This is a genomic window from Streptomyces sp. WM6372, from assembly GCF_001279655.1.
Lineage (GTDB): Bacteria > Actinomycetota > Actinomycetes > Streptomycetales > Streptomycetaceae > Streptomyces.
On record NZ_LGDB01000014.1, the window covers coordinates 122710 to 141761 of the forward strand.

Here is a 19052-nt window from a genome sequence, read left to right on the forward strand (position 1 = left end):
CAATTGGGCCGGTGTGTCGCGCGAACCGGCTGATATCACGGACTTTTTTTGTGATTCTTCGGATCAGGTTATGGGCGAATCGGTTCCGGCCCCCGATAATTCGAACAGATATTCGTTTATGCGCGAGCGCGGTGCCACCGGCGCAGCAGCCCCTCCGGGACCTCCTCCGCCGTCAGCGCGTACACGAGATGATCGCGCCACGCGCCGTCGATGTGGAGGTAACGCGGCCGCATCCCCTCCTCGCGGAAGCCCAGCTTCTCCACGACCCGCCGGCTCGGCCCGTTCTCCGGGCGGATGCACACCTCGATCCGGTGCAGCCCGACCTTGGCGAAGCAGTGGTCCACGGCGAGCGCGACCGCCGTCGGCATCACGCCCCGGCCCGCCACCTCGCGGTCCACCCAGTAGCCGACGTGGCCCGCGCACATCGAGCCCCAGGTGATCCCGGCGACCGTCAGCTGGCCGACGAGGCGCCCCCGGTACTCGATGACGAAGGGCAGCATCCGCCCCGCGTTCGCCTCGGCCCGCAGATGGCGGACCATCTGCCGGTACGTCGGCCGGTGGATCACCGGCCCCCAGGGCGCGGGAGGCGGAATCGTCGCCTCCCACGGCCGGAGCCAGTCGCGGTTGCGCCGGTTGACCTCGCGCCAGGCACTTTGGTCCCGCAGTTTTATCGGCCGGAGCGTGACGTCGCCGTCGGTGAGCACCACCGGCCAGGAGGGTCCGTTCAGCTCGCGCTCCCGTGGGACTCCGCCGGTCTGGGGTGGTCTCCGCCCCGGATCTGGTCCACGGCGTGCGGCAGGATCCGGGCCAGGACGGCCAGGCCGTCGCGGACCCCGCCCGTCGAGCCCGGCAGGTTCACGATCAGGGTGCGCCCGGCCACGCCCGCCAGCCCCCGCGACAGGGCCGCGGTCGGCACCTTCGCCAGGCCCTCGGCGCGGATGGCCTGCGGGATGCCCGGGACCTCGTAGTCCAGCACCCGCGCCGTGGCGTCCGGGGTGCGGTCGGTCGGCGAGATGCCGGTGCCGCCGGTGGTCAGGATGACGTCGTACCCGGCGGCCACGCCCTCGCGCAGCGCCTGCTCGACCGGGTCCCCGTCGGGGACGACCCGCGGGCCGTCCACCGCGAAGCCGAGCTTCTCCAGCCCCTCGGCCAGCAACGGCCCGCCCCGGTCGGCGTACACGCCCGCCGAGGCGCGGTTCGAGGCGGTGACCACGAGCCCGCGCGGGGCGCGCCCGGGCTCCCGCACCTCGCCCGCCGCATCCGGTTCCGCGGCCCGCGCCGGTCCGCTCCCGCCGGCCGGTACGGGCACGTGGCTGAAGGCGTCGCCGCCGCGCGGGGCGTTCACGCGCGGGTCCAGTCGCCGGACTTCCCGCCGGTCTTCTCCTCCACCCGGACGTCCGTGATGACGGCGCCCTTGTCGACGGCCTTCACCATGTCGATCACGGTGAGCCCGGCGACCGCGACGGCCGTCAGCGCCTCCATCTCGACGCCCGTGCGGTCGGTCGTCTTGACGGTGGCGAGGATCTCGACGGCGTCGTCGGCGACCGACAGGTCCACCTTGACGCCGGACACGGCGAGCGGGTGGCAGAGCGGGATCAGGTCGGGGGTCTTCTTCGCGCCCATGATGCCGGCGATCCGCGCGGTGGCGAGGGCGTCGCCCTTGGGCACGCCCTCGCCGCGCAGCAGCTCGATCACCCGTGCGGAGACGAGCACGCGCCCGCTGGCCCGTGCCGTCCGCGTCGTGACGTCCTTCTCCGAGACGTCCACCATCCGGGCCGCGCCGGCCTCGTCGATGTGCGTCAGCCTGCTGTGCTCAGGGGGTCCGGGGGTCTCCCCCCGGGAAAACGCTGCCATAGGTTCGTGCCGCTCCCGCTCCGGGCCCCGCAAGGGCCTGTGTGGTGCAACACGCTACCCGCACCGGCCGCACTTCAGCCGAGCAGGACCACTTCGAGCTCGGCCCCCGGCTCCACCGAGGTGACGTCCTCCGGTACGACCATCAGGGAGTCGGCGTGGGCCAGTGCCGCGATCAGGTGGGAGCCCGATCCGCCGACCGGGCTGACCGTGCCGCTCTCCGCGTCGTACGTGCCGCGCAGGAACTGGCGGCGGCCGGCCGGGGAGCCCAGCGCCTTGTCGGCCTTCAGGGCGGCCCGCACGCTGGGCCGGCTGACGTCCGCCAGGCCCATGAGCGCGCGGATCGCGGGACGCACGAACAGTTCGAAGGAGACGTACGAGGACACCGGGTTGCCGGGCAGGGCCAGCAGGGGGGTGTGGTCCGGGCCGATCGTGCCGAAGCCCTGCGGCTTGCCGGGCTGCATCGCCAGCTTGCGGAAGTCCATCCGCCCGCCGTCGGCCCCCTCGTCCGTACTGCCCACCGAGGACAGCGCCTCCTTGACCACGTCGTACGCGCCGACGCTCACGCCGCCCGTGGTGACCAGCAGGTCCGCCCGGATCAGCTGGTCCTCGATGGTGGAGCGCAGGGTCTCGGCGTCGTCGGCCACGGCCCCGACCCGGTAGGAGATCGCCCCGGCGTCGCGCGCGGCCGCGGCCAGCGCGAAGCTGTTCGAGTCGTAGATCGTCCCCGCCGCCAGCGACTCGCCCGGCTGGACCAGTTCGCTGCCGGTGGACAGCACGACCACGCGCGGGCGCGGCCGCACCCGTACGGTGCCCCGCCCGATGGCGGCGAGCAGCGCGATCTGCGGCGGCCCGAGCACCGTGCCCGCGGCCAGCGCGAGGTCCCCGGCCTGGACGTCGCTGCCGCGCGCGCGGACGTGGGCGCGCGCCTCGGCGGCCCGGTGCACCCGCACCTCGCCGCCGGCGCCCTCGGGGGCCGCGCTGGCCGGGGTCATGCCGGCGGCCGCGCCGCCGCCGCTGCCGCCGTCGGTCCACTCGACCGGTACGACGGCTTCCGCGCCCGGCGGCAGCGGGGCGCCGGTCATGATGCGGGCGGCCTGGCCGGGGCCGACGGTGGGCAGCTCGCCGCTGCCCGCCGCCACGTCCCCGATCACCGTCAGCACCGCGGGGAACTCCTCGCTCGCGCCCTGGACATCGGCCGTGCGGACGGCGTACCCGTCCATGGAGCTGTTGTCGAAGGGCGGGAGGGCGACGGGCACGGTGACGTCCTCGACCAGGACACAGCCCTGGGCGTCGAGCAGCTGGAGCTCGATGGGCTCCAGCGGCCGGATCGCGGCGAGGACGTCCGCGAGGTGCTCGTCGACCGACCACAGGCGCTGGGCGGCCTGGCCGGAGTCCTGCGGTACGCGGCTGCTCAAGGTGCTACATCTCCTCCGTGACGTAACGGTGAAGCCAGGTGCGGAACTCCGGGCCCAGGTCCTCACGCTCGCACGCGAGGCGGACGATGGCCCGCAGGTAGTCCCCGCGGTCCCCGGTGTCGTAGCGGCGGCCCCGGAAGACCACGCCGTGCACCGGGCCGCCCACGGTCTCGTCGGCGGCCAGCTTCTGCAGGCCGTCGGTGAGCTGGATCTCCCCGCCGCGGCCCGGCTCGGTCTCCCGCAGTATGTCGAAGATCGCGGGGTCGAGGACGTACCGTCCGATGACCGCGTAATTGCTGGGCGCGTCCTCGGGGTCGGGCTTCTCGACGAGCCCGGTGATCCTGACGACGTCCTCGTCGTCCGTGGCCTCGACGGCGGCGCAGCCGTACAGGTGGACGCTGGCGGGGTCGACCTCCATGAGGGCGATGACCGTGCCGCCGCTGCGGGCGTGGACGTCGGTCATCTGGCGCAGCAGCGGGTCGCGCGGGTCGATCAGGTCGTCGCCGAGGAGGACGGCGAAGGGCTCGTCGCCGACGTGCGGCTCGGCGCACAGGACGGCGTGGCCGAGGCCGCGCGGGTCGCCCTGGCGGACGTAGTGCATGGTGGCCAGGTCGCTGGACTCCTGGACCTTCTTGAGCCGGTCGTCGTCGCCCTTGGCGATGAGGGCCGATTCCAGCTCGTAGTTGCGGTCGAAGTGGTCTTCGAGGGCGCGCTTGTTACGTCCTGTGATCATCAGGACGTCGTCCAGGCCGGCCGACACGGCCTCCTCGACCACGTACTGGATGGCCGGCTTGTCCACGACCGGGAGCATTTCCTTGGGCGTCGCCTTCGTCGCCGGAAGGAAGCGGGTACCGAGACCTGCGGCCGGGATCACGGCCTTCTTGATCACAGGGTGCAACTGAGTCATGGGCAGAACGATAGTGGGTCGCGCAGACCGCTCCGGGTTTGATTCCGGTGAATAGATCCGACATTGCCCCGCTTTGAAAGGAAATCCGAGTCAGCTGTGGTAGAGAACCCGCCCCACCCGTCCGAAAAGGCCCGGCTGCGCCGGGAACTCCTCGCCGCCCGCCGGGCCCTGTCCCCCGGTTCCTTGCGTACGTCGGCCCGCGCGCTCTCCCGCTCCGCCTGTGAACTGCCCGAGCTGGCCGGTGCCCGGACGGTGGCGGCGTACGTGTCGGTCGGATCCGAACCCGGCACCCGCGATCTGCTGGACGCCCTGCGCGCGGCCGGGAAGCGGGTGCTGCTGCCCGTCCTGCTCCCCGACAACGACCTCGACTGGGCCGCGTACGAGGGCCCGGGCAGCCTGGCCGAGGCCGCCCACCCCGGGAAGATGCGGCTGCTGGAGCCGGCCGGGCCCCGGCTCGGGCCGGACGCGGTCACCGGCGCCGACGCCGTCCTGCTGCCCGGGCTGGCCGTCGACGGGCGCGGGATGCGCCTGGGGCGCGGCGGCGGCTCGTACGACCGGGTGCTGGCGCGCCTGGCGCGCGCCGGGGCACATCCCGCGCTGGTCGTGCTCCTGTACGACGAAGAGGTGGTCGCGCGGGTCCCGGAGGAACCGCACGACCACCCCGTTCAGGCGGTGGCCACCCCGTCGGGGGTGGTCAGATTCACGGCTTGAGGGCCGCTCACGGCTTGAGCGTCAAGGTCTCCGTCGTCGCCTTGTCCACGGCCTCCTTGCCGAAGGGCCAGTCCAGCAGCTCGCCCTTGGCCCACATCGTCGTCTGGTCCGTGTAGTTGTCGTGGTACGCGTGGCCCGAGGCGCCGGTCAGGTTGATCCAGCGCGACTTGTCGAGGTCGTTGAGGTTCACGACCATCCGCATCGACGGGACCCAGGTGACCCCGTACCCGCTGGAGGCGTTCCAGCCGGTCGCGTTCACGGTGGCCTCGCCGCCGCCCAGGTTCCACGGGCCGCGGTTGAGGAGCCACTGCATGAAGCCCGGGCCCCCGGTGCCGATGGTCTGGTTCTTCAGCGTCAGCTGGTGCAGGCGGCCCCAGCTCCAGGTGGACTGGTCCTTGCCGAGCTTGGCGGTCAGCTCCCAGCGGGCGTCCTTCATGGCCCGCGCGAACAGCTGGTCGCGGGTGGCGGTCGCCGGCTGGTTGCGGGCGGCCGGCGTCTGCCACCACGCCGACTTCTCGTCCTTGACCAGGCGGCGGACCACCTCGAACCAGCGGTCGCCGCCGTCCGGCTGCGCCGAGTCGGCGTCGCGCGCACCGCACTCGCGGACGGTCTTGGCCAGGTCGTCGACCGGACCGCTGCTCTCCTCCTGGACGTTCATGCAGCTGCCCTCGATCCGCAGCTCCTTCGGCATCTTGTCGCCGAAGGACAGCTTGAGGATGTTGCGCCAGACCGCGTTGAAGTACGCGGCCGCCGCCGAGTCGGGCTCCTGCGTGTAGTTCCAGCCCTCCAGCAGCTTCTGCGCGGAGCGCACGTCGGGGTCCGAGACCTCGATCTTGGCCAGCATCGGGGTGAGCAGCGCGGCGATCTCGCTGCCGTTGTCCATCTGCATGGTCCGCATGTCGTCGGTGGAGATCTTGCCGTTGTCCTTGGTCTTCGCCTCGATGAGGTCGTTGATCCGCTGGCTCCGGGCGCCGTAGCCCCAGTCGGTGGTCAGCACGTACGGGTACTTGCCCGCGCCGGTGCCGCTCTCCACGACCGCCTGGTTCGCGGTGACGATGTAGCCGCGCGCCGGGTTGTAGTCGTACGGCATCTCGTCCTGCGGGATGTAGCCCGCGTTGCCGTCCTTGCCGCCCTTCCAGGCGTACTTGGAGTCCCAGCCGGGGGCCGGCATGCGGCCGTCGCCGGCGCCGCGGATCGGGATGCGGCCCGGGGCCTGGTAGCCGATGTTGCCGGCCTGGCCCTTGCTGTCGGCGTAGATCAGGTTCTGCGACGGCACCTCGAAGTCGCGGGCGGCGGCGCGGAAGCTCGGGAAGTCCTTGGCCCGGTTGAGGCTGAAGACGGCGTCCATCGACTTGCCGGGGTCCAGGGCGGTCCAGCGCAGGGCGACGGCGTAGCCGTTGCCGCGGTCGGGGGCCGAGCTGGAGACGGGGGCGCGGCTGCCGACCGTGCCGAGCTCGTCGCTGCGGTCGGAGATCAGCGGGCCGTTGTTGGTGGTGCGGACGGTGATCTTCTTGCTCTTGCCGCCCGCGATCTTGATGACCTCTTCACGGGTCGTGAAGGGGACCGTCTTGCCGTCGTAGACGTAGCCCTCGGGCTTGACCTGCTCCAGGTAGAGGTCGGTCACGTCGGCGCCGAGGTTGGTCATGCCCCAGGCGATGTCGGCGTTGTGGCCGATGACCACGCCGGGCATGCCGGAGAAGGTGTAGCCGGCGACGTCGTACTTGCACTGGTTGGAGACCGCGCGGCAGTGCAGGCCCATCTGGTACCAGACCGAGGGCAGCTGCGGGGACAGGTGCGGGTCGTTCGCGAGCAGCGGCTTGCCGGTGGTCGTGTACTGGCCGGAGACGACCCAGGAGTTCGAGCCGATGCCGCTGCCGTTGGGGCCGAGGATCGCCGGGACCTTGTCCAGGGTCTTGGCGAGGGAGGTCAGCGAGTTGCGCAGCCCCACGGTGGCGCCCTGGGCGGTGGTGTCGTCCGCGAGGCCGGTGGGGTTGGCGGGGGCGGTGGAGCCCTGCGCGCCGGTCGAGGCCTGCGAGCCGGTGGCGCCGCCACCGCCGGAGCCCTTGCCGGAGCCCGGGCCCGTGGAGCCCGCGGCCGCGCCCTGGGGGGCGTACTTGCCGCCGTCGATCTTGCCCGCGTCCACGATCGGCTTGTTGCGGTCGAAGGGGTACGGCGGGTAGAGCTCGTCGATCTGCGCCTGCGTGAGCTTGTTGGACATCAGTGCGCGGTCGATCTCGTCCTGCATGTTGCCGCGCAGGTCCCAGGCCATCGCCTTGAGCCAGGCCACCGAGTCCACCGGCGTCCACTGCTCGGGCTGGTAGTCGTCACTGAGCTTGAGGGCGGAGTGCTCGACGGAGAGGTCCTTGCCGGACTTCCCCTTCAGGTACGCGTTGACCCCGTCGGCGTAGGCCTGGAGGTACTTCTTCGTCTCGGCCGAGAGCTTCGTGTCGTACTCCGCCTGCGCGACCTGGCGCCAGCCGAGCGTGCGCAGGAAGGCGTCGGTCTCGACCTGGTCGGGCCCGAACATCTCGGAGAGCCGGCCGGAGGTCATGTGGCGGCGGACGTCCATCTCCCAGAAGCGGTCCTGGGCGTGGACGAAGCCCTGCGCGCGGAAGAGGTCGTCGTCGTTGTCGGCGTAGAGCTGGGGAATGCCGTGCGAGTCGCGCTTGACCTCGACGGTCCCGGTCAGGCCGGGGACCTTGAGGGTGCCGGTGGCCTGGGGGAACGAGGCGCGGACGTTGTCCATGCTCCAGTACGTCCCGTAGCCGAAGCCCGTGAGGAGCGCCAGGACCAGCACGAGCACGATCAGACGGGCGCGTCGTCCCCTCTTCTTGGCGGGAGGAGCGGTTTCGTTGGCGGGCATCGCTGTCCTTAGAGGGGCAGGGTGGTCCTGGGAGTGCTGGGAGCAACCATAGGCGCAGGACCCGGTCCGTTGATCCGCCAGGGGTCGAGGTGACGAGGACAGGGCCGAACAGGCGTTTCACAATGTGGTTATCGCGTAAAGAGCGCGTCAAATATTAGGTAAGGTAACGAAGTACCTGCCGATCTTGCCGGACTTGTCGCCTGGAGGAACGTTCCACCGGGCGCCTTGAGGAAAGGGCCGCCCGCTGACCGTCCACACGCTCAATGAGCTCCTGCTGGTCTGCTCGCTCGTGCTGCTCGTCGCCGTCGCGGCGGTACGCATCTCTTCACGCAGCGGCCTCCCCAGCCTGCTCATCTACCTCGGCATAGGCATAGCGATAGGCCAGGACGGCATAGGCAACGTCGTTTTCGACAATGCCGAGCTGACCCAGGTCATCGGCTACGCCGCGCTCGTCGTGATCCTCGCCGAGGGCGGTCTGGGCACCAAGTGGAAACAGATCAAACCGGCCCTGCCGGCCGCGATCGTGCTGTCGCTGGTCGGCGTCGCGATCAGCGTCGGCGTCACGGCCGCGGGCGCGCACTACCTGGTCGGGCTGGACTGGCGGCAGGCGCTGCTGATCGGCGCGGTCGTCTCCTCGACCGACGCCGCGGCCGTCTTCTCCGTCCTGCGCAAGGTCCCGCTGCCCTCCCGGATCACGGGTGTGCTGGAGGCCGAGTCGGGCTTCAACGACGCTCCCGTCGTCATCCTGGTCGTCGCCTTCGCGACCGTCGGCCCCGTGGACCAGTGGTACGTCCTGGTCGGCAAGATCGCCCTTGAGCTGGCGATCGGCGTCGCGATCGGCCTGTCGGTCGGCTTCCTGGGGGCCTACGGCCTGCGGCACGTGGCCCTGCCCGCCTCCGGCCTCTACCCGATCGCCGTGATGGCGATCGCGGTGTCGGCGTACGCGGCCGGCGCGATGGCGCACGGCTCCGGCTTCCTCGCCGTGTACCTGGCGGCGATGGTGCTCGGGAACGCGAAGCTCCCGCACTGGCCGGCGACCCGGGGGTTCGCGGACGGGCTCGGCTGGATCGCCCAGATCGGCATGTTCGTCCTGCTCGGGCTCCTGGTCACCCCGCACGAGCTGGCCCAGGACTTCTGGCCGGCCGTGATCATCGGACTGGTGCTGACCATGGTGGCGCGGCCGCTGGAGGTCTTCGTCAGCCTGCTGCCGTTCCGGCTGCCCTGGCAGGAGCAGGCCCTGATGTCGTGGGCGGGGCTGCGCGGCGCCGTGCCCATCATCCTGGCGACCATCCCGATGGTGACCGGGATCGAGGGCAGCGACCGCGTCTTCAACATCGTCTTCGTCCTGGTCGTCGTCTACACCCTGGTCCAGGGGCCGACCCTGCCCTGGCTCGCGCGCAAGCTGGAGCTCGGCGATTCCGACGCGGGCGCCGCCGACCTGGGGATCGAGTCGGCGCCGCTGGAGAAGCTGCGCGGGCACCTGCTGTCCTTCGCGATCCCGGAGGCCTCGCGGATGCACGGCGTCGAGGTGAGCGAGCTGCGGCTGCCACCGGGGGCGTCGGTGACGCTGGTGGTCCGGGACGCGAAGAGCTTCGTACCGCTGCCGTCCACGGTGCTGCGGCGCGGGGACGAGCTGCTGGTGGTGGCCACGGATCCGGTACGGGACGCGGCGGAGGCCCGGCTGCGGGCGGTGGCGCGCGGCGGCAAGCTGGCCGGATGGCTCGGGACGGGCTCGAACGGCGGCTGAGCGGGAGCTGAGCGGGGCCCTCGCGGCCCGGGCACGGCCCGCACCTGACTTCAACAGAGCGTTAGAGCGTCGTTCTAATTCTGTGTTTTCGGGGTTTGCGGGCCGTTTCACCCCGCTTTCATGGGCTCCGGAATGCGAACTTCCAGTTAATCGCAGGTGAAGACATCACATGTCGCCGGAATCACAGGACACACAACCGGTCTGCCTGTACGATAAAGGCACACCACATCGAACCAACTCTGCCTGACGCAGAGCTGGCGCGACCGCAAAGCGGCCGTGGCTCCCTCCCGCAGTGGGCGCCCAGGTATCACTCGGTTCTGCGCAAGAGGACAGCTCTCGGGGCTCCCACATGTACGGGTGCGGTCGCTCACGAGGCGGCCCGCCGTCCGCAGACGGGGACGCTCTACCAGGCAGCGGAAAGGCCAGGCCGTGACATCCGCGGTCACGACCGACACGTCCGCCCGCCCCGGTTACGGGCAGCTCCTGCGCACGCCCGGCGCCATCGGCTTCGTCCTCCCGGGATTCGCCGCCCGGCTCCCCTTCGGCATGCTGACCATCAGCATTCTGCTGCTCGTCCAGCACACCACCGGCTCCTACGGCAGCGCCGGCATCGTCGCCGCCGTCACCGGTGTCTCGATGGCGCTGTCCGCCCCGGTGATGGGCAAGCTCACCGACCGCCGCGGCCAGAGCGCCGTCCTGGTCCCCGTCGTCCTCATGCACTCCGCCGCCGTCTCCACCCTCGTGGCGCTCGCGCTGCTGGGCGCTCCCGTGTGGGCGCTGGCCCTGGCAGCCGTCCCGGCCGGTGCCTCCGTCCCGCAGGTCGGACCGATGGTCCGGGCCCGCTGGGCCGCCAGGCTGGAGGGCTCCCCGCTGCTGCCGACGGCCGCCGCGTTCGAGTCCGTCACCGACGAGTTCACCTTCGTCGTCGGCCCGGTACTGGCCACCGCGCTGTGCACCGGCGTCCACCCGGCCGCCGGCCTGATCACCGAGGCCGTGCTCACGCTGGCCGGCGGTCTGGTCTTCGCCGCGCAGCGCGCCACCCAGCCGAAGCCGCACGCCGCCCTCGCCGGGGGCGAGAAGCACGCTTCCGCGCTGTCCTTCCCGGGCCTGCGCGTCCTGATCGTGGCCTTCCTCGGCATCGGCGCCGTCTTCGGCGGCATGCAGGTCTCGCTGGCCGCCTTCTCGAACGAGATCGGCAACCCGGGCGCGAACGGCCTGCTGTACGGCGTCTTCGCGGCCGGCAACATGACCGCGGGCATCGCCTGCGGCGCCATCGCCTGGAAGATCGGCCCGCGCCGCCGGCTGCTGCTCGGCTACGCCGGCCTCACCGTCGCCGCCTCGGTCCTGTGGACCGCGCACTCGATGGTCCTGCTGGGCGCGCTCGGCCTGGTCGTCGGCCTGTGCATCGCCCCGGCCCTGATCACCGGCTACACGATGATCGAGTCCCTGATCCCGGCGAACGCCCGGACCGAGGCCTTCACCTGGCTGACCGGCGCCGTCGCCTTCGGCCAGGCCACCGCCGTGACCCTGGCCGGCCGCCTGACGGACGCGCACGGGTCCTCGTACGGCTTCCTGGTGCCCATGGCGGGCACCGTGCTGGCGCTGGCGACCCTGCTCGCGCTGCGGTCGAGCCTGGCCCCGAAGGCCCCGAGCCGGATCATCAACTCCTCGGCGGGATCACCCGCCACCGCTGCTCCGGAGGCCCCTGCTGCGCGGGTGAACGAGCGTGGTGTCGGTCACCGCGTGCCGGTGACGGTGGACTGATCGGCCGGAATAGGTCACCATGGAACGTCGTTAGCACTCATTGAGTCAGAGTGCCAGGAGGAAATTCGTGCCGACCTACCAGTACCAGTGCACCGAGTGCGGTGAGGGCCTTGAGGCCGTGCAGAAGTTCACCGATGACGCACTGACCGAGTGCCCGAACTGCCACGGACGCCTGAAGAAGGTGTTCTCCGCGGTCGGCATCGTCTTCAAGGGTTCCGGTTTCTACCGGAACGACAGCCGCGGCGCTTCGTCGAGCAGCACCCCTGCCTCCTCGAAGCCGTCGACGCCCGCCGCCGCCCCGGCCGCTTCGTCGACGTCCTCGACGTCGAGCACGAGCACCGGCTCCAGCTCCAGCTCCACGTCGGCAGCCTGATCTCTGATCTCGTCCGCTGTTCGTAAGGCCCCGCAGCCCCTTCCGGGCGGCGGGGCCTTGCGCATGCCCGGTTAGGGTGACCGCATGGCTAACGCAGAGATCGGTGTCATCGGCGGCTCGGGCTTCTACTCCTTCCTGGACGACGTCTCCGAGGTCCGGGTGGACACCCCGTACGGGCCCCCGAGCGACTCCCTCTTCATCGGGGAGCTGGCCGGGCGCCAGGTCGCCTTCCTCCCGCGCCACGGCCGCAGCCACAAGGTCCCGCCCCACAAGATCAACTACCGCGCCAACCTGTGGGCGCTGCGCTCGGTGGGCGTGCGCCAGGTGCTCGGCCCGTGCGCGGTCGGCGGCCTGCGCACCGAGTACGGTCCGGGCACCCTGCTCGTTCCCGACCAGCTGGTCGACCGTACGAAGTCCCGCGCCCAGACGTTCTTCGACGGGGAGCCGCTGCCCGACGGCAGCGTGCCGAACGTCGTGCACACCACCTTCGCCGACCCGTACTGCCCGGTGGGCCGCTCGGTGGCGCTGGCGGCGGCGCGCGGGCGGGCGTGGGAACCGGTGGACGGCGGCACGATGGTCGTGGTCGAGGGCCCGCGCTTCTCGACCCGCGCCGAGTCGAAGTGGCACGCGGCGATGGGCTGGTCGGTCGTCGGCATGACGGGCCACCCGGAGGCGGTCCTCGCCCGCGAGCTGGGGCTCTGCTACACCTCGATGGCGCTGGTCACCGACCTGGACGCGGGCGCGGAGACGGGCGAGGGCGTGTCCCACACGGAGGTCCTGAAGGTGTTCGGCGAGAACGTCGGCCGCCTGCGCGAGGTCCTCTTCGACGCGGTGTCGGCCCTCCCGGCGACGGAATCCCGCGCCTGCCTGTGCACCCACGCCCACGACGGCTGGGACCTGGGCATCGAACTGCCGTGAACGACGAGGACCTCCTCGGCGAGCGCGTGGCGCGGTGCGCCGCCACGGGGATCGGCCCGGACGTCTGACGCCGGCCCACTCCTGTGGGTGGCGGCGTTGTCCACAGGCTGGGGATTGTCCACAGGCGTGAGCGGGATTTCGCGGGGCGGCGGATCGTGAGGGGTGTCCGGGCGTCGGGTCCGGGCATCGGAACCCGATTCACCGGTGGTGGCCGCCATGTCCGAGTCCCCGTGCTTCTCCTCCCCTTCCACGTGTCCCCCCGCGCGCCCCGTGCCGTCCTTCCCCCCGCTTCGCGTGGGCCGGGGCGGGGACCGGCTGCGCCGAGCCGTACGGCGCCGGCGGCGGGCCGCGTCGGCCGGCCTGGCCGTCCTGGCGGCCGCGCTCGCGGTGGTGGGCGGTACGGAGGCCCAGGCTTCGCGGGGCGCCGCGCCGCCGGAGGCGAAACCGGCCCCGGCGGCGGTGCGGTGGGTGTCGGCGCCGGTGCGCATCGCGGACGCGGCGACGGTGCGGCTGTTGCGGCCCGGGGACCGGGTGGACGTGGTCGCGGCGGAGCGCGCGGGCCCGCCGCGGGTGGTGGCCGCGGGCGCCCGCGTGGCCGAAGTGCCCGATCCCGAGAAGGGTGTGGCGGACGCCGGGGCGCTGGTGGTCCTGTCGGTGCCCCGGGATACCGCGCGGGCCCTCGTCGGGGCGGGTGCGGTGGCACGACTGGCGGTGACGTTGTGCTGAATCGGACGGGCGTGCCGTCAAGTCACCACAAGACGGGCCCCGATTGGACACGTCGTGCCCGGACTGCCGTAGCTTTCGGAACCGTTGGCTCCATGTTCGGCGGATTCGAAGAGAGGCTCAGTGGTGAGCGAGAAGAAGAAGGAGAGCGTCCTGGCAGGCTTCAAGGCCTTCCTGATGCGCGGCAACGTGGTCGACCTGGCGGTGGCGGTCGTCATCGGCGCCGCGTTCACGAACATCGTGAACTCGGTGGTGAAGGGGATCATCAGCCCGCTGGTCGGCGCCATCGGCACGAAGAGCCTGGACGGTTACACGTCCTGCCTGAAGGGCCCCTGCGGCATCGACGCGAAGGGGGACGCCATCGGCGTGAACATCCTCTGGGGCTCGGTGCTGAACGCCGCCCTGACCTTCCTGATCACCGCCGCGGTCGTCTACTTCCTGATGGTGCTGCCGATGGCGAAGTACCTGGCCAGGATGGAGCAGCGCCGCCGGGCCAGGGAGGGCGTCCAGGAGACCATGGAGATCACCGAGCTGGTGGTCCTCAAGGAGATCCGGGACGAGCTCATCGCCCAGCGCGGCCAGAATGGCCAGGGCGGCCAGGGCGGGTACGGCGGCCAGGGTGGCCAGGGCGGGTATGGCGGCCAGGGTGGCCAGGGCGGCCAGTACGGCCACCCCGGCTCGGGGTACTAGCAGGTCAGACGTGGTGCGGCGGCTTCTCGTCGAGGAAGCGGGCCAGGTCGGCCGCGCTCCCGGCGGAGGCCGGCCGCTCGCCCCACCCGCGGTCGGTGTCGTCCGAGGACTGCTGGTCCAGCGGGTCGTCGAAGACGAGCCGGGGCTTGGGCCGCGCCGCGGGGACGGCCTCGGGCCGGGGTTCGGGCTGCGAGGACTGCGGGTCGGAGGCGGGGGCGCTGCTCATGCCTCCAGGGTACGGCCGCCCCCGCCGGCGCCCGCGCCCCTGCCCCTGCCCCCTCCAGGCTCCGCCCCGGCGGCCCCCGGCATCAGAGGAGAACGTCGCGCGGGCGGCAAGGACAAGGTCCCGTCGCCCACAGTGCGTAGGTCTGGGGCTCCGGCCGCGCGCCTCGCCAGCCGGCCGGCGTACGGCTGCTGTCCTGTGCGGTATGACGTACGTACGGATGACCTCCCGCAGCCGGCACGAGAGCCACCGGGCCTCGACCCCGCTGGAGCTGTTCTTCGACCTCTGCTTCGTCGTCGCCGTGGCGCAGGCCGGCCGTCAGCTCGTCCACGCGCTCGCCGAGGGCCATGTCGGCGACGGCATCGCCGGCTTCCTCTTCGTGTTCTTCGGGGTGTGGTGGGCCTGGATGAACTTCACGTGGTTCGCCTCCGCCTACGACGTCGACGACGTGCCGTACCGGATCGCGACCCTCGTGCAGATCGCCGGCGTGCTCATCTACGCGGCGGGGATCCCGCGCGCCTTCAACGACAACGACTGGACCATCTGCGTCCTCGGCTACGTGGTGATGCGGCTCGCGCTCACCGTGCAGTGGCTGCGCGCCGCCGCCGGGGAGCAGGGGGCGGCCCGGCGCACCGCGCTCACGTACGCGATCGGTCTGCTGGTCTGCCAGGCCGGCTGGGTGGCGCTGCTCGCCGCCCCCGAGCACTCCCGCAGGTGGCTGTTCCTGATCCTGGTGATGGTCGAGCTGCTGATCCCGGCCGTCGCCGAGCGCAGCTACCAGACCCAGTGGCATCCGCACCACATCGCCGAGCGGTACGGCCTGTTCACCATCATCGTGCTCGGCGAGACCATCGCTGCCAGCACGGTCGCGGTCCAGTCCGCGATCGACGAGCACGAGGCGCTGGGCGAGCTGCTGCCGATCGCCGCCGGCGGGCTGCTGCTGGTCTTCGCGGCCTGGTGGATCTACTTCGCGGTCCCCGCGCACGACCGGCTGCGGGGCAACCGCGAGGCCATCCCGTGGGGGTACGGGCACTACGTGATCTTCGCGTCGGCCGCGGCCATCGGCGCCGGCATCGAAGTGGCGATCGAGCACGCGGTCGGCAAGGCCCACGTCTCGGCCCTGTCCGCCAACCTCGCGGTGTGCGTCCCGGCGGCGCTCTTCCTGGCCTTCGTCTGGCTCCTGCACTCCCGCCACTTCAAACGCGGTACGGCCCAGCAACTGGTACTGCCGTCCACGGCGCTGGCGATCCTCGCCTGCGCGTGGACCGGCGCTCAGGCGGTGCTGTGGGCCGGGCTGATCGCCTCGGCCGCCGTCGCGGTGGGCGTGACCTTGGCCGACCGGGAGCGTTCTGGTGCGTGAGGACGGCGGGCGGCACGGCCGCGGCGGCCATGGCGAGCGCGCCGGCGACAGGGAGAAGAAACGATGAAGGTCCCGGTACAGCGGTACGCGGACACGGGCGCGGCGGTGGCGGAGTACGGGGAGCTCGCCGACCCGGCGTTCTGGCAGCAGCCCCCGGCGGCGCGGCTGGCGGCGTTCGCCCGGCTGCGGGCCCTGGACTCCCCGGTCTACGTGCCCGAGGGCAAGGGCCGCGGGCACTGGGCCCTCGTACGGCACGCGGACGTGCAGGAGGCGAGCCGGCTGCCCAAGGTGTTCGCCAGCGCGCCCGGGGTGACCACGCCCGAGCCGGCCCGGTGGGTGCGGGCGCTGTTCGGGGACTCGATGGTCAACCTGGACGGCACGGACCACGCCCGGCTGCGCAAGATCGTGCAGCGGGCGTTCACCCCGCGGCTGCTGGCGGCGGCCGAGGCGGACGTCCACGCCGTGGCCGCCCGGATCGTGGACGACGTACTGGCGCAGGAGCCCGACGAGTTCGTCACGGCCGTGGCCTCCCGGCTGCCGCTGGAGGTCATCTGCAACATGATGGGGATCCCGGAGCGCTACCGCGCCGAGATCGCCGACCGCGTCAACCACGCCTCGGAGAACATCGGCGTCGAGCGGGGCCTGGCCTCGCGGCTGCGGATGCCCGGGCGCGGGCTGCGGGCCCTGGCCAAGATGCAGCGGATGGTCGCGGGCATCGGCCGGGAGCGGCGCAAGAACCCCACCGGTGACCTGATCTCGGCCCTGGTCACCGCGGACGTGGACGGGCAGGCGCTGAACGCCCGCCAGCTCGGCGCGTTCTTCTCGCTGCTGATGGTGGCCGGGGTGGAGACCACGCGCAACGCGATCACCCACGGGCTGACCCTGCTGACCGACCACCCCGCCCAACGGGACCTGCTGCTCGGGGACTTCGAGACGTACGCGGACGGCGCGGTGGACGAGATGATCCGCCACTCGACACCGATCATCCAGTTCCGCCGGACGGTGGCCGCCGAACACACCCTGGGCGGGCATCTGTTCCGGCCCGGCGACAAGGTGGTGCTGTACTACGCCTCCGCCAACCGCGACGAGGCGGTCTTCCCCGACCCCGACGCCTTCGACATCACCCGCTCGCCCAATCCGCACCTGGGCTTCGGCGGCGGCGGCCCGCACTTCTGCCTGGGCGCGCACCTGGCCCGGGTGGAGATGAAGGCCCTGTTCCGCGAGCTGCTGACCCGGCCGGTGGGGCTGCGGGCGGTGGGGCTGCCGGACCTGGCCGGCTCGAACTTCGACAACCGGGTCCGCTCGCTCAAGTTCGCCTTCGAGCGCCCCTGAGGGGACGCGGCCGGCCACCGGGCGGGCTGGGAGCCCGGCGGCCGGAGCGGAGAGGGGATCCCCGGGATCCCGGGAGCGGATCCCCGGGAGCGGATCCCCGGAAGTGCCCCTACCGGAGGCGCTGCACCGCGAGCACGCAGTGGGCGCTGCCCGTGAGCACGGACTCGTCGCCCGCGAACTCCTGGAGGGTCTTCGGGTCGACCGGCTGGCCCGGGACGGCCTCGGGCCAGGCGCGCGTCGCGAACAGGAAGTAGGCCTGGCCGCTCTCGTTGGCCGCGGCGACCCACTCGTCCGGGGCGGTGCAGGTCGCGTTCAGCCCCGGCAGGGTCAATGCGACCTGGTTGTCCGCGAGGACGATCTGCACGGGGAAGCCGGCCGGGTTGCGGGTGCCGTCCATGACCACGTCACCGATGGGCAGACCGATCTCCTCCAGCAGCCCGCGGGCGGCCGTCTCGCCGGCCTCCCGCCCCTGCGGCCCGTCGCCGAGGGTGTAGGCGAGCAGGTACGGGATGTCGTGGCCCTCGGAGGGGTCGCCGATCCAGGCGAGCACGGAAAGGGTGCCGAGGTGGGACCGGTCGGTTTCGGCTTGAGTTGAAGTCATGCGCCGCACCCTAGTGCTCTCTCCGCCGCGCCTTTTCGGCCTTTCACCCGCGCGGGCTATACGACCCAGAATCCCTCTCCGGAATTCGCCTGAATGTTCGCGTCCTGGTACTGGAGCCGCACAATGCGCGCCTTTTCCGGGATTTCGAACACCACCCATCCCTCGGCCCGCTGGCCTACGGCGAGGGATTCGAAGACGAGGGGCTTTCCGGTGGTCAGTTCGCCGGTCGGCACCACCGGGTGACGGCCGCCCGCACTGTCGTGCGCCCACATCTGCCCGAGGTCCCCGTACGAGTCCCCGCCGACGTTGACGAACGACATCGAGGCGGCCACCCAGCGCTTGCCCGCGGGCGGGGCGTAGTCCTTCTCGACGCTGACGGCCGGGTCGACGTACGCGTTGAGCACGGCTTGCAGGTGCCGGCCCACCTGGCGGCCGCGCACCCGTACGGGTTCGCCCACATGGGCATCCCTCGAAGCGGCCCGGGCCGCCCCCGGGGCCCCGGCCGCCGGATCCTCCCCGGCCCCGGGCGCGCCGTCGTCCACCGGGACGGCGGGCGCCGCGGCGGGGGCGAGCGCGGCCCCCTCGGGGGCGCCGGAGCAGGCCGTGGAACCGAACAGCAGCAGGGGCAGGAGGGCGGCGGCGAGGACGGAAGCGGACTGGCGCATGCGTGATCCCTTCGGGGACCTTCGGAGAGTTATTCCGGCCAGTCTCACGCGCCCGAGCGGGCAATTGCACACACCGACACGAGTGTGCGGAAGGAGTTGCCCGCCATCTGCCAGCACAATGCGTTTCGGCGCTTTTGTGCCGACCCACCCCCCATGGAGGATTCATGCGAGTTTCCACCCGCCGCCTGGCCGTGACGGTACTTTCGGCACTGGCCGCCGCGACCGCGTTCACCGCGCCGGCCGACGCCCGCTCCCACGACAATGAGATTTCCGTACAGGAAGTCGGTCACATTTCCGAAGACGGCCACGTCACCCTTTTCGGGACCTACCGGTGCGAGCCCTCGTCACCCCGTGGGGTGCAGATCCAGATCACGCTCGCCCAGGACTCGACCCGTCTGGGCTTCGGCGGCGAGGAGGCCGACTGCGACGGACAGGAGCACGAGTGGTCCGCCTCCGCGTCGCTGGAGCTGGTGAAGGTGCACCCGGGCGCGGCCGGCGCGGAGGCCCGGCTCCAGGCGGCGAGCCTGCACTCCGGATTCGCCGTGCGCGTGTCCTACCTGGCGCAGACCGAGCGGGACATCTGGCTGGAGGAGAAGCACCGCTGAGCCACCGCTGAGCCCCGGGCCCGCTCCGGGCCCCCGCCGGGCCCCCGCCCGGCCGACCGGATCCGCCCGCCGCCGGCAGCCGCCGCTACCGGCAGGCGGGGGCCACGCCGGTCATCGACATGAACGCGACGGTCCGGCAACCGGGATCCGTGTGCGGACGCCCGGCCGTACGGTGCACGGCCGCCGGTACGCCGGCGGCCAGCAGGAGCAGCGCGAGGAGAGCGGTCGTGGCCCCCCTGCCCGGCCGCTTGTTCAGCCGGTGCACGGCGGGGTCCCGGTCCGTGTGGTCGTCCGTTCCATG

20 protein-coding genes are annotated in these 19052 nt (G+C 72.0%); 10 read left to right on the top strand and 10 right to left on the bottom strand.

Features of this window, described 5'->3' with window-relative positions; genetic code table 11:
• Positions 1-116: 116 nt before the first annotated feature.
• The 5 genes from ADK52_RS03110 to galU all read right to left on the bottom strand — a co-directional run bounded on the left by ADK52_RS03110 (position 117) and on the right by galU (position 4176).
• Positions 117-707 carry a GNAT family N-acetyltransferase gene (locus ADK52_RS03110; protein WP_053688209.1) on the bottom strand — a complete coding sequence of 197 codons (591 nt, stop codon included), beginning with the start codon at positions 705-707 and terminating at the stop codon, positions 117-119.
• 17 nt (positions 708-724) lie between these two features.
• Positions 725-1246 carry a MogA/MoaB family molybdenum cofactor biosynthesis protein gene (locus ADK52_RS03115; protein ID WP_053688278.1) on the bottom strand — a complete coding sequence of 174 codons (522 nt, stop codon included), beginning with the start codon at positions 1244-1246 and terminating at the stop codon, positions 725-727.
• Between the two features lie 95 nt (positions 1247-1341).
• Positions 1342-1854, bottom strand: a complete 513-nt coding sequence (gene moaC / locus ADK52_RS03120; protein WP_078987875.1) for a cyclic pyranopterin monophosphate synthase MoaC — start codon at positions 1852-1854, stop codon at positions 1342-1344.
• Positions 1855-1928: 74 nt separating this feature from the next.
• The gene (glp, locus tag ADK52_RS03125; RefSeq protein ID WP_053688211.1) at positions 1929-3269 is read right to left on the bottom strand and encodes a gephyrin-like molybdotransferase Glp; all 1341 of its coding nucleotides are present in this window, start codon (positions 3267-3269) and stop codon (positions 1929-1931) included.
• 4 nt (positions 3270-3273) lie between these two features.
• Positions 3274-4176, bottom strand: a complete 903-nt coding sequence (gene galU, locus ADK52_RS03130) for a UTP--glucose-1-phosphate uridylyltransferase GalU (RefSeq protein WP_053688212.1) — start codon at positions 4174-4176, stop codon at positions 3274-3276.
• A gap of 96 nt (positions 4177-4272) precedes the next feature.
• On the opposite strand from galU, the gene ADK52_RS03135 reads away from it, so the two are divergent.
• A complete protein-coding gene (locus ADK52_RS03135) occupies positions 4273-4887 on the top strand; it encodes a 5-formyltetrahydrofolate cyclo-ligase (RefSeq protein WP_053688213.1) in 615 nt (204 codons plus the stop codon).
• A gap of 7 nt (positions 4888-4894) precedes the next feature.
• Here ADK52_RS03135 and ADK52_RS03140 read toward each other — a convergent pair whose 3' ends face one another.
• On the bottom strand, positions 4895-7750 hold the full coding sequence (locus tag ADK52_RS03140) for a penicillin acylase family protein (RefSeq protein ID WP_053688214.1): 2856 nt from the start codon (positions 7748-7750) through the stop codon (positions 4895-4897).
• Positions 7751-8039: 289 nt separating this feature from the next.
• On the opposite strand from ADK52_RS03140, the gene ADK52_RS03145 reads away from it, so the two are divergent.
• The 6 genes from ADK52_RS03145 (at position 8040) to mscL (ending at position 13965) form a co-directional block, all read left to right on the top strand.
• Positions 8040-9497: a potassium/proton antiporter gene (locus ADK52_RS03145; RefSeq protein ID WP_053688215.1), complete on the top strand. Its 1458-nt coding sequence runs from the start codon at positions 8040-8042 to the stop codon at positions 9495-9497.
• A gap of 429 nt (positions 9498-9926) precedes the next feature.
• Positions 9927-11261 (top strand): MFS transporter, encoded by a 1335-nt coding sequence (locus tag ADK52_RS03150; RefSeq protein ID WP_053688216.1) that lies wholly within the window; start codon positions 9927-9929, stop codon positions 11259-11261.
• Between the two features lie 67 nt (positions 11262-11328).
• A complete protein-coding gene (locus tag ADK52_RS39475) occupies positions 11329-11634 on the top strand; it encodes an FmdB family zinc ribbon protein (RefSeq protein ID WP_078987879.1) in 306 nt (101 codons plus the stop codon).
• Between the two features lie 84 nt (positions 11635-11718).
• On the top strand, positions 11719-12552 hold the full coding sequence (locus ADK52_RS03155; RefSeq protein ID WP_053688217.1) for an S-methyl-5'-thioadenosine phosphorylase: 834 nt from the start codon (positions 11719-11721) through the stop codon (positions 12550-12552).
• A 216-nt stretch (positions 12553-12768) separates the two neighbouring features.
• Positions 12769-13278, top strand: coding sequence for a hypothetical protein (locus ADK52_RS03160; RefSeq protein ID WP_053688279.1), 510 nt, complete (start codon positions 12769-12771; stop codon positions 13276-13278).
• Between the two features lie 123 nt (positions 13279-13401).
• Complete coding sequence (gene mscL / locus ADK52_RS03165; protein ID WP_053688218.1) at positions 13402-13965, top strand: large conductance mechanosensitive channel protein MscL; 564 nt, start codon at positions 13402-13404, stop codon at positions 13963-13965.
• Positions 13966-13969: 4 nt separating this feature from the next.
• Here mscL and ADK52_RS03170 read toward each other — a convergent pair whose 3' ends face one another.
• Positions 13970-14191: a hypothetical protein gene (locus tag ADK52_RS03170; RefSeq protein ID WP_053688219.1), complete on the bottom strand. Its 222-nt coding sequence runs from the start codon at positions 14189-14191 to the stop codon at positions 13970-13972.
• Positions 14192-14393: 202 nt separating this feature from the next.
• On the opposite strand from ADK52_RS03170, the gene ADK52_RS03175 reads away from it, so the two are divergent.
• Together ADK52_RS03175 and ADK52_RS03180 are read left to right on the top strand one after the other, a co-directional pair.
• Complete coding sequence (locus tag ADK52_RS03175; RefSeq protein ID WP_053688220.1) at positions 14394-15548, top strand: low temperature requirement protein A; 1155 nt, start codon at positions 14394-14396, stop codon at positions 15546-15548.
• A 63-nt stretch (positions 15549-15611) separates the two neighbouring features.
• Positions 15612-16880 carry a cytochrome P450 gene (locus ADK52_RS03180; protein WP_053688221.1) on the top strand — a complete coding sequence of 423 codons (1269 nt, stop codon included), beginning with the start codon at positions 15612-15614 and terminating at the stop codon, positions 16878-16880.
• 109 nt (positions 16881-16989) lie between these two features.
• Here ADK52_RS03180 and ADK52_RS03185 read toward each other — a convergent pair whose 3' ends face one another.
• Both ADK52_RS03185 and ADK52_RS03190 read right to left on the bottom strand, forming a co-directional pair.
• On the bottom strand, positions 16990-17481 hold the full coding sequence (locus tag ADK52_RS03185; protein WP_053688222.1) for a DUF5949 family protein: 492 nt from the start codon (positions 17479-17481) through the stop codon (positions 16990-16992).
• Positions 17482-17537: 56 nt separating this feature from the next.
• On the bottom strand, positions 17538-18146 hold the full coding sequence (locus tag ADK52_RS03190; protein ID WP_053688223.1) for a hypothetical protein: 609 nt from the start codon (positions 18144-18146) through the stop codon (positions 17538-17540).
• A gap of 164 nt (positions 18147-18310) precedes the next feature.
• On the opposite strand from ADK52_RS03190, the gene ADK52_RS03195 reads away from it, so the two are divergent.
• Positions 18311-18751, top strand: coding sequence for a DUF6299 family protein (locus ADK52_RS03195; protein ID WP_159045833.1), 441 nt, complete (start codon positions 18311-18313; stop codon positions 18749-18751).
• A gap of 85 nt (positions 18752-18836) precedes the next feature.
• Here the strand turns inward: ADK52_RS03195 and ADK52_RS03200 are convergent, their stop codons facing one another.
• Positions 18837-19016 carry a hypothetical protein gene (locus ADK52_RS03200; protein ID WP_053688225.1) on the bottom strand — a complete coding sequence of 60 codons (180 nt, stop codon included), beginning with the start codon at positions 19014-19016 and terminating at the stop codon, positions 18837-18839.
• Positions 19017-19052: the final 36 nt, after the last annotated feature.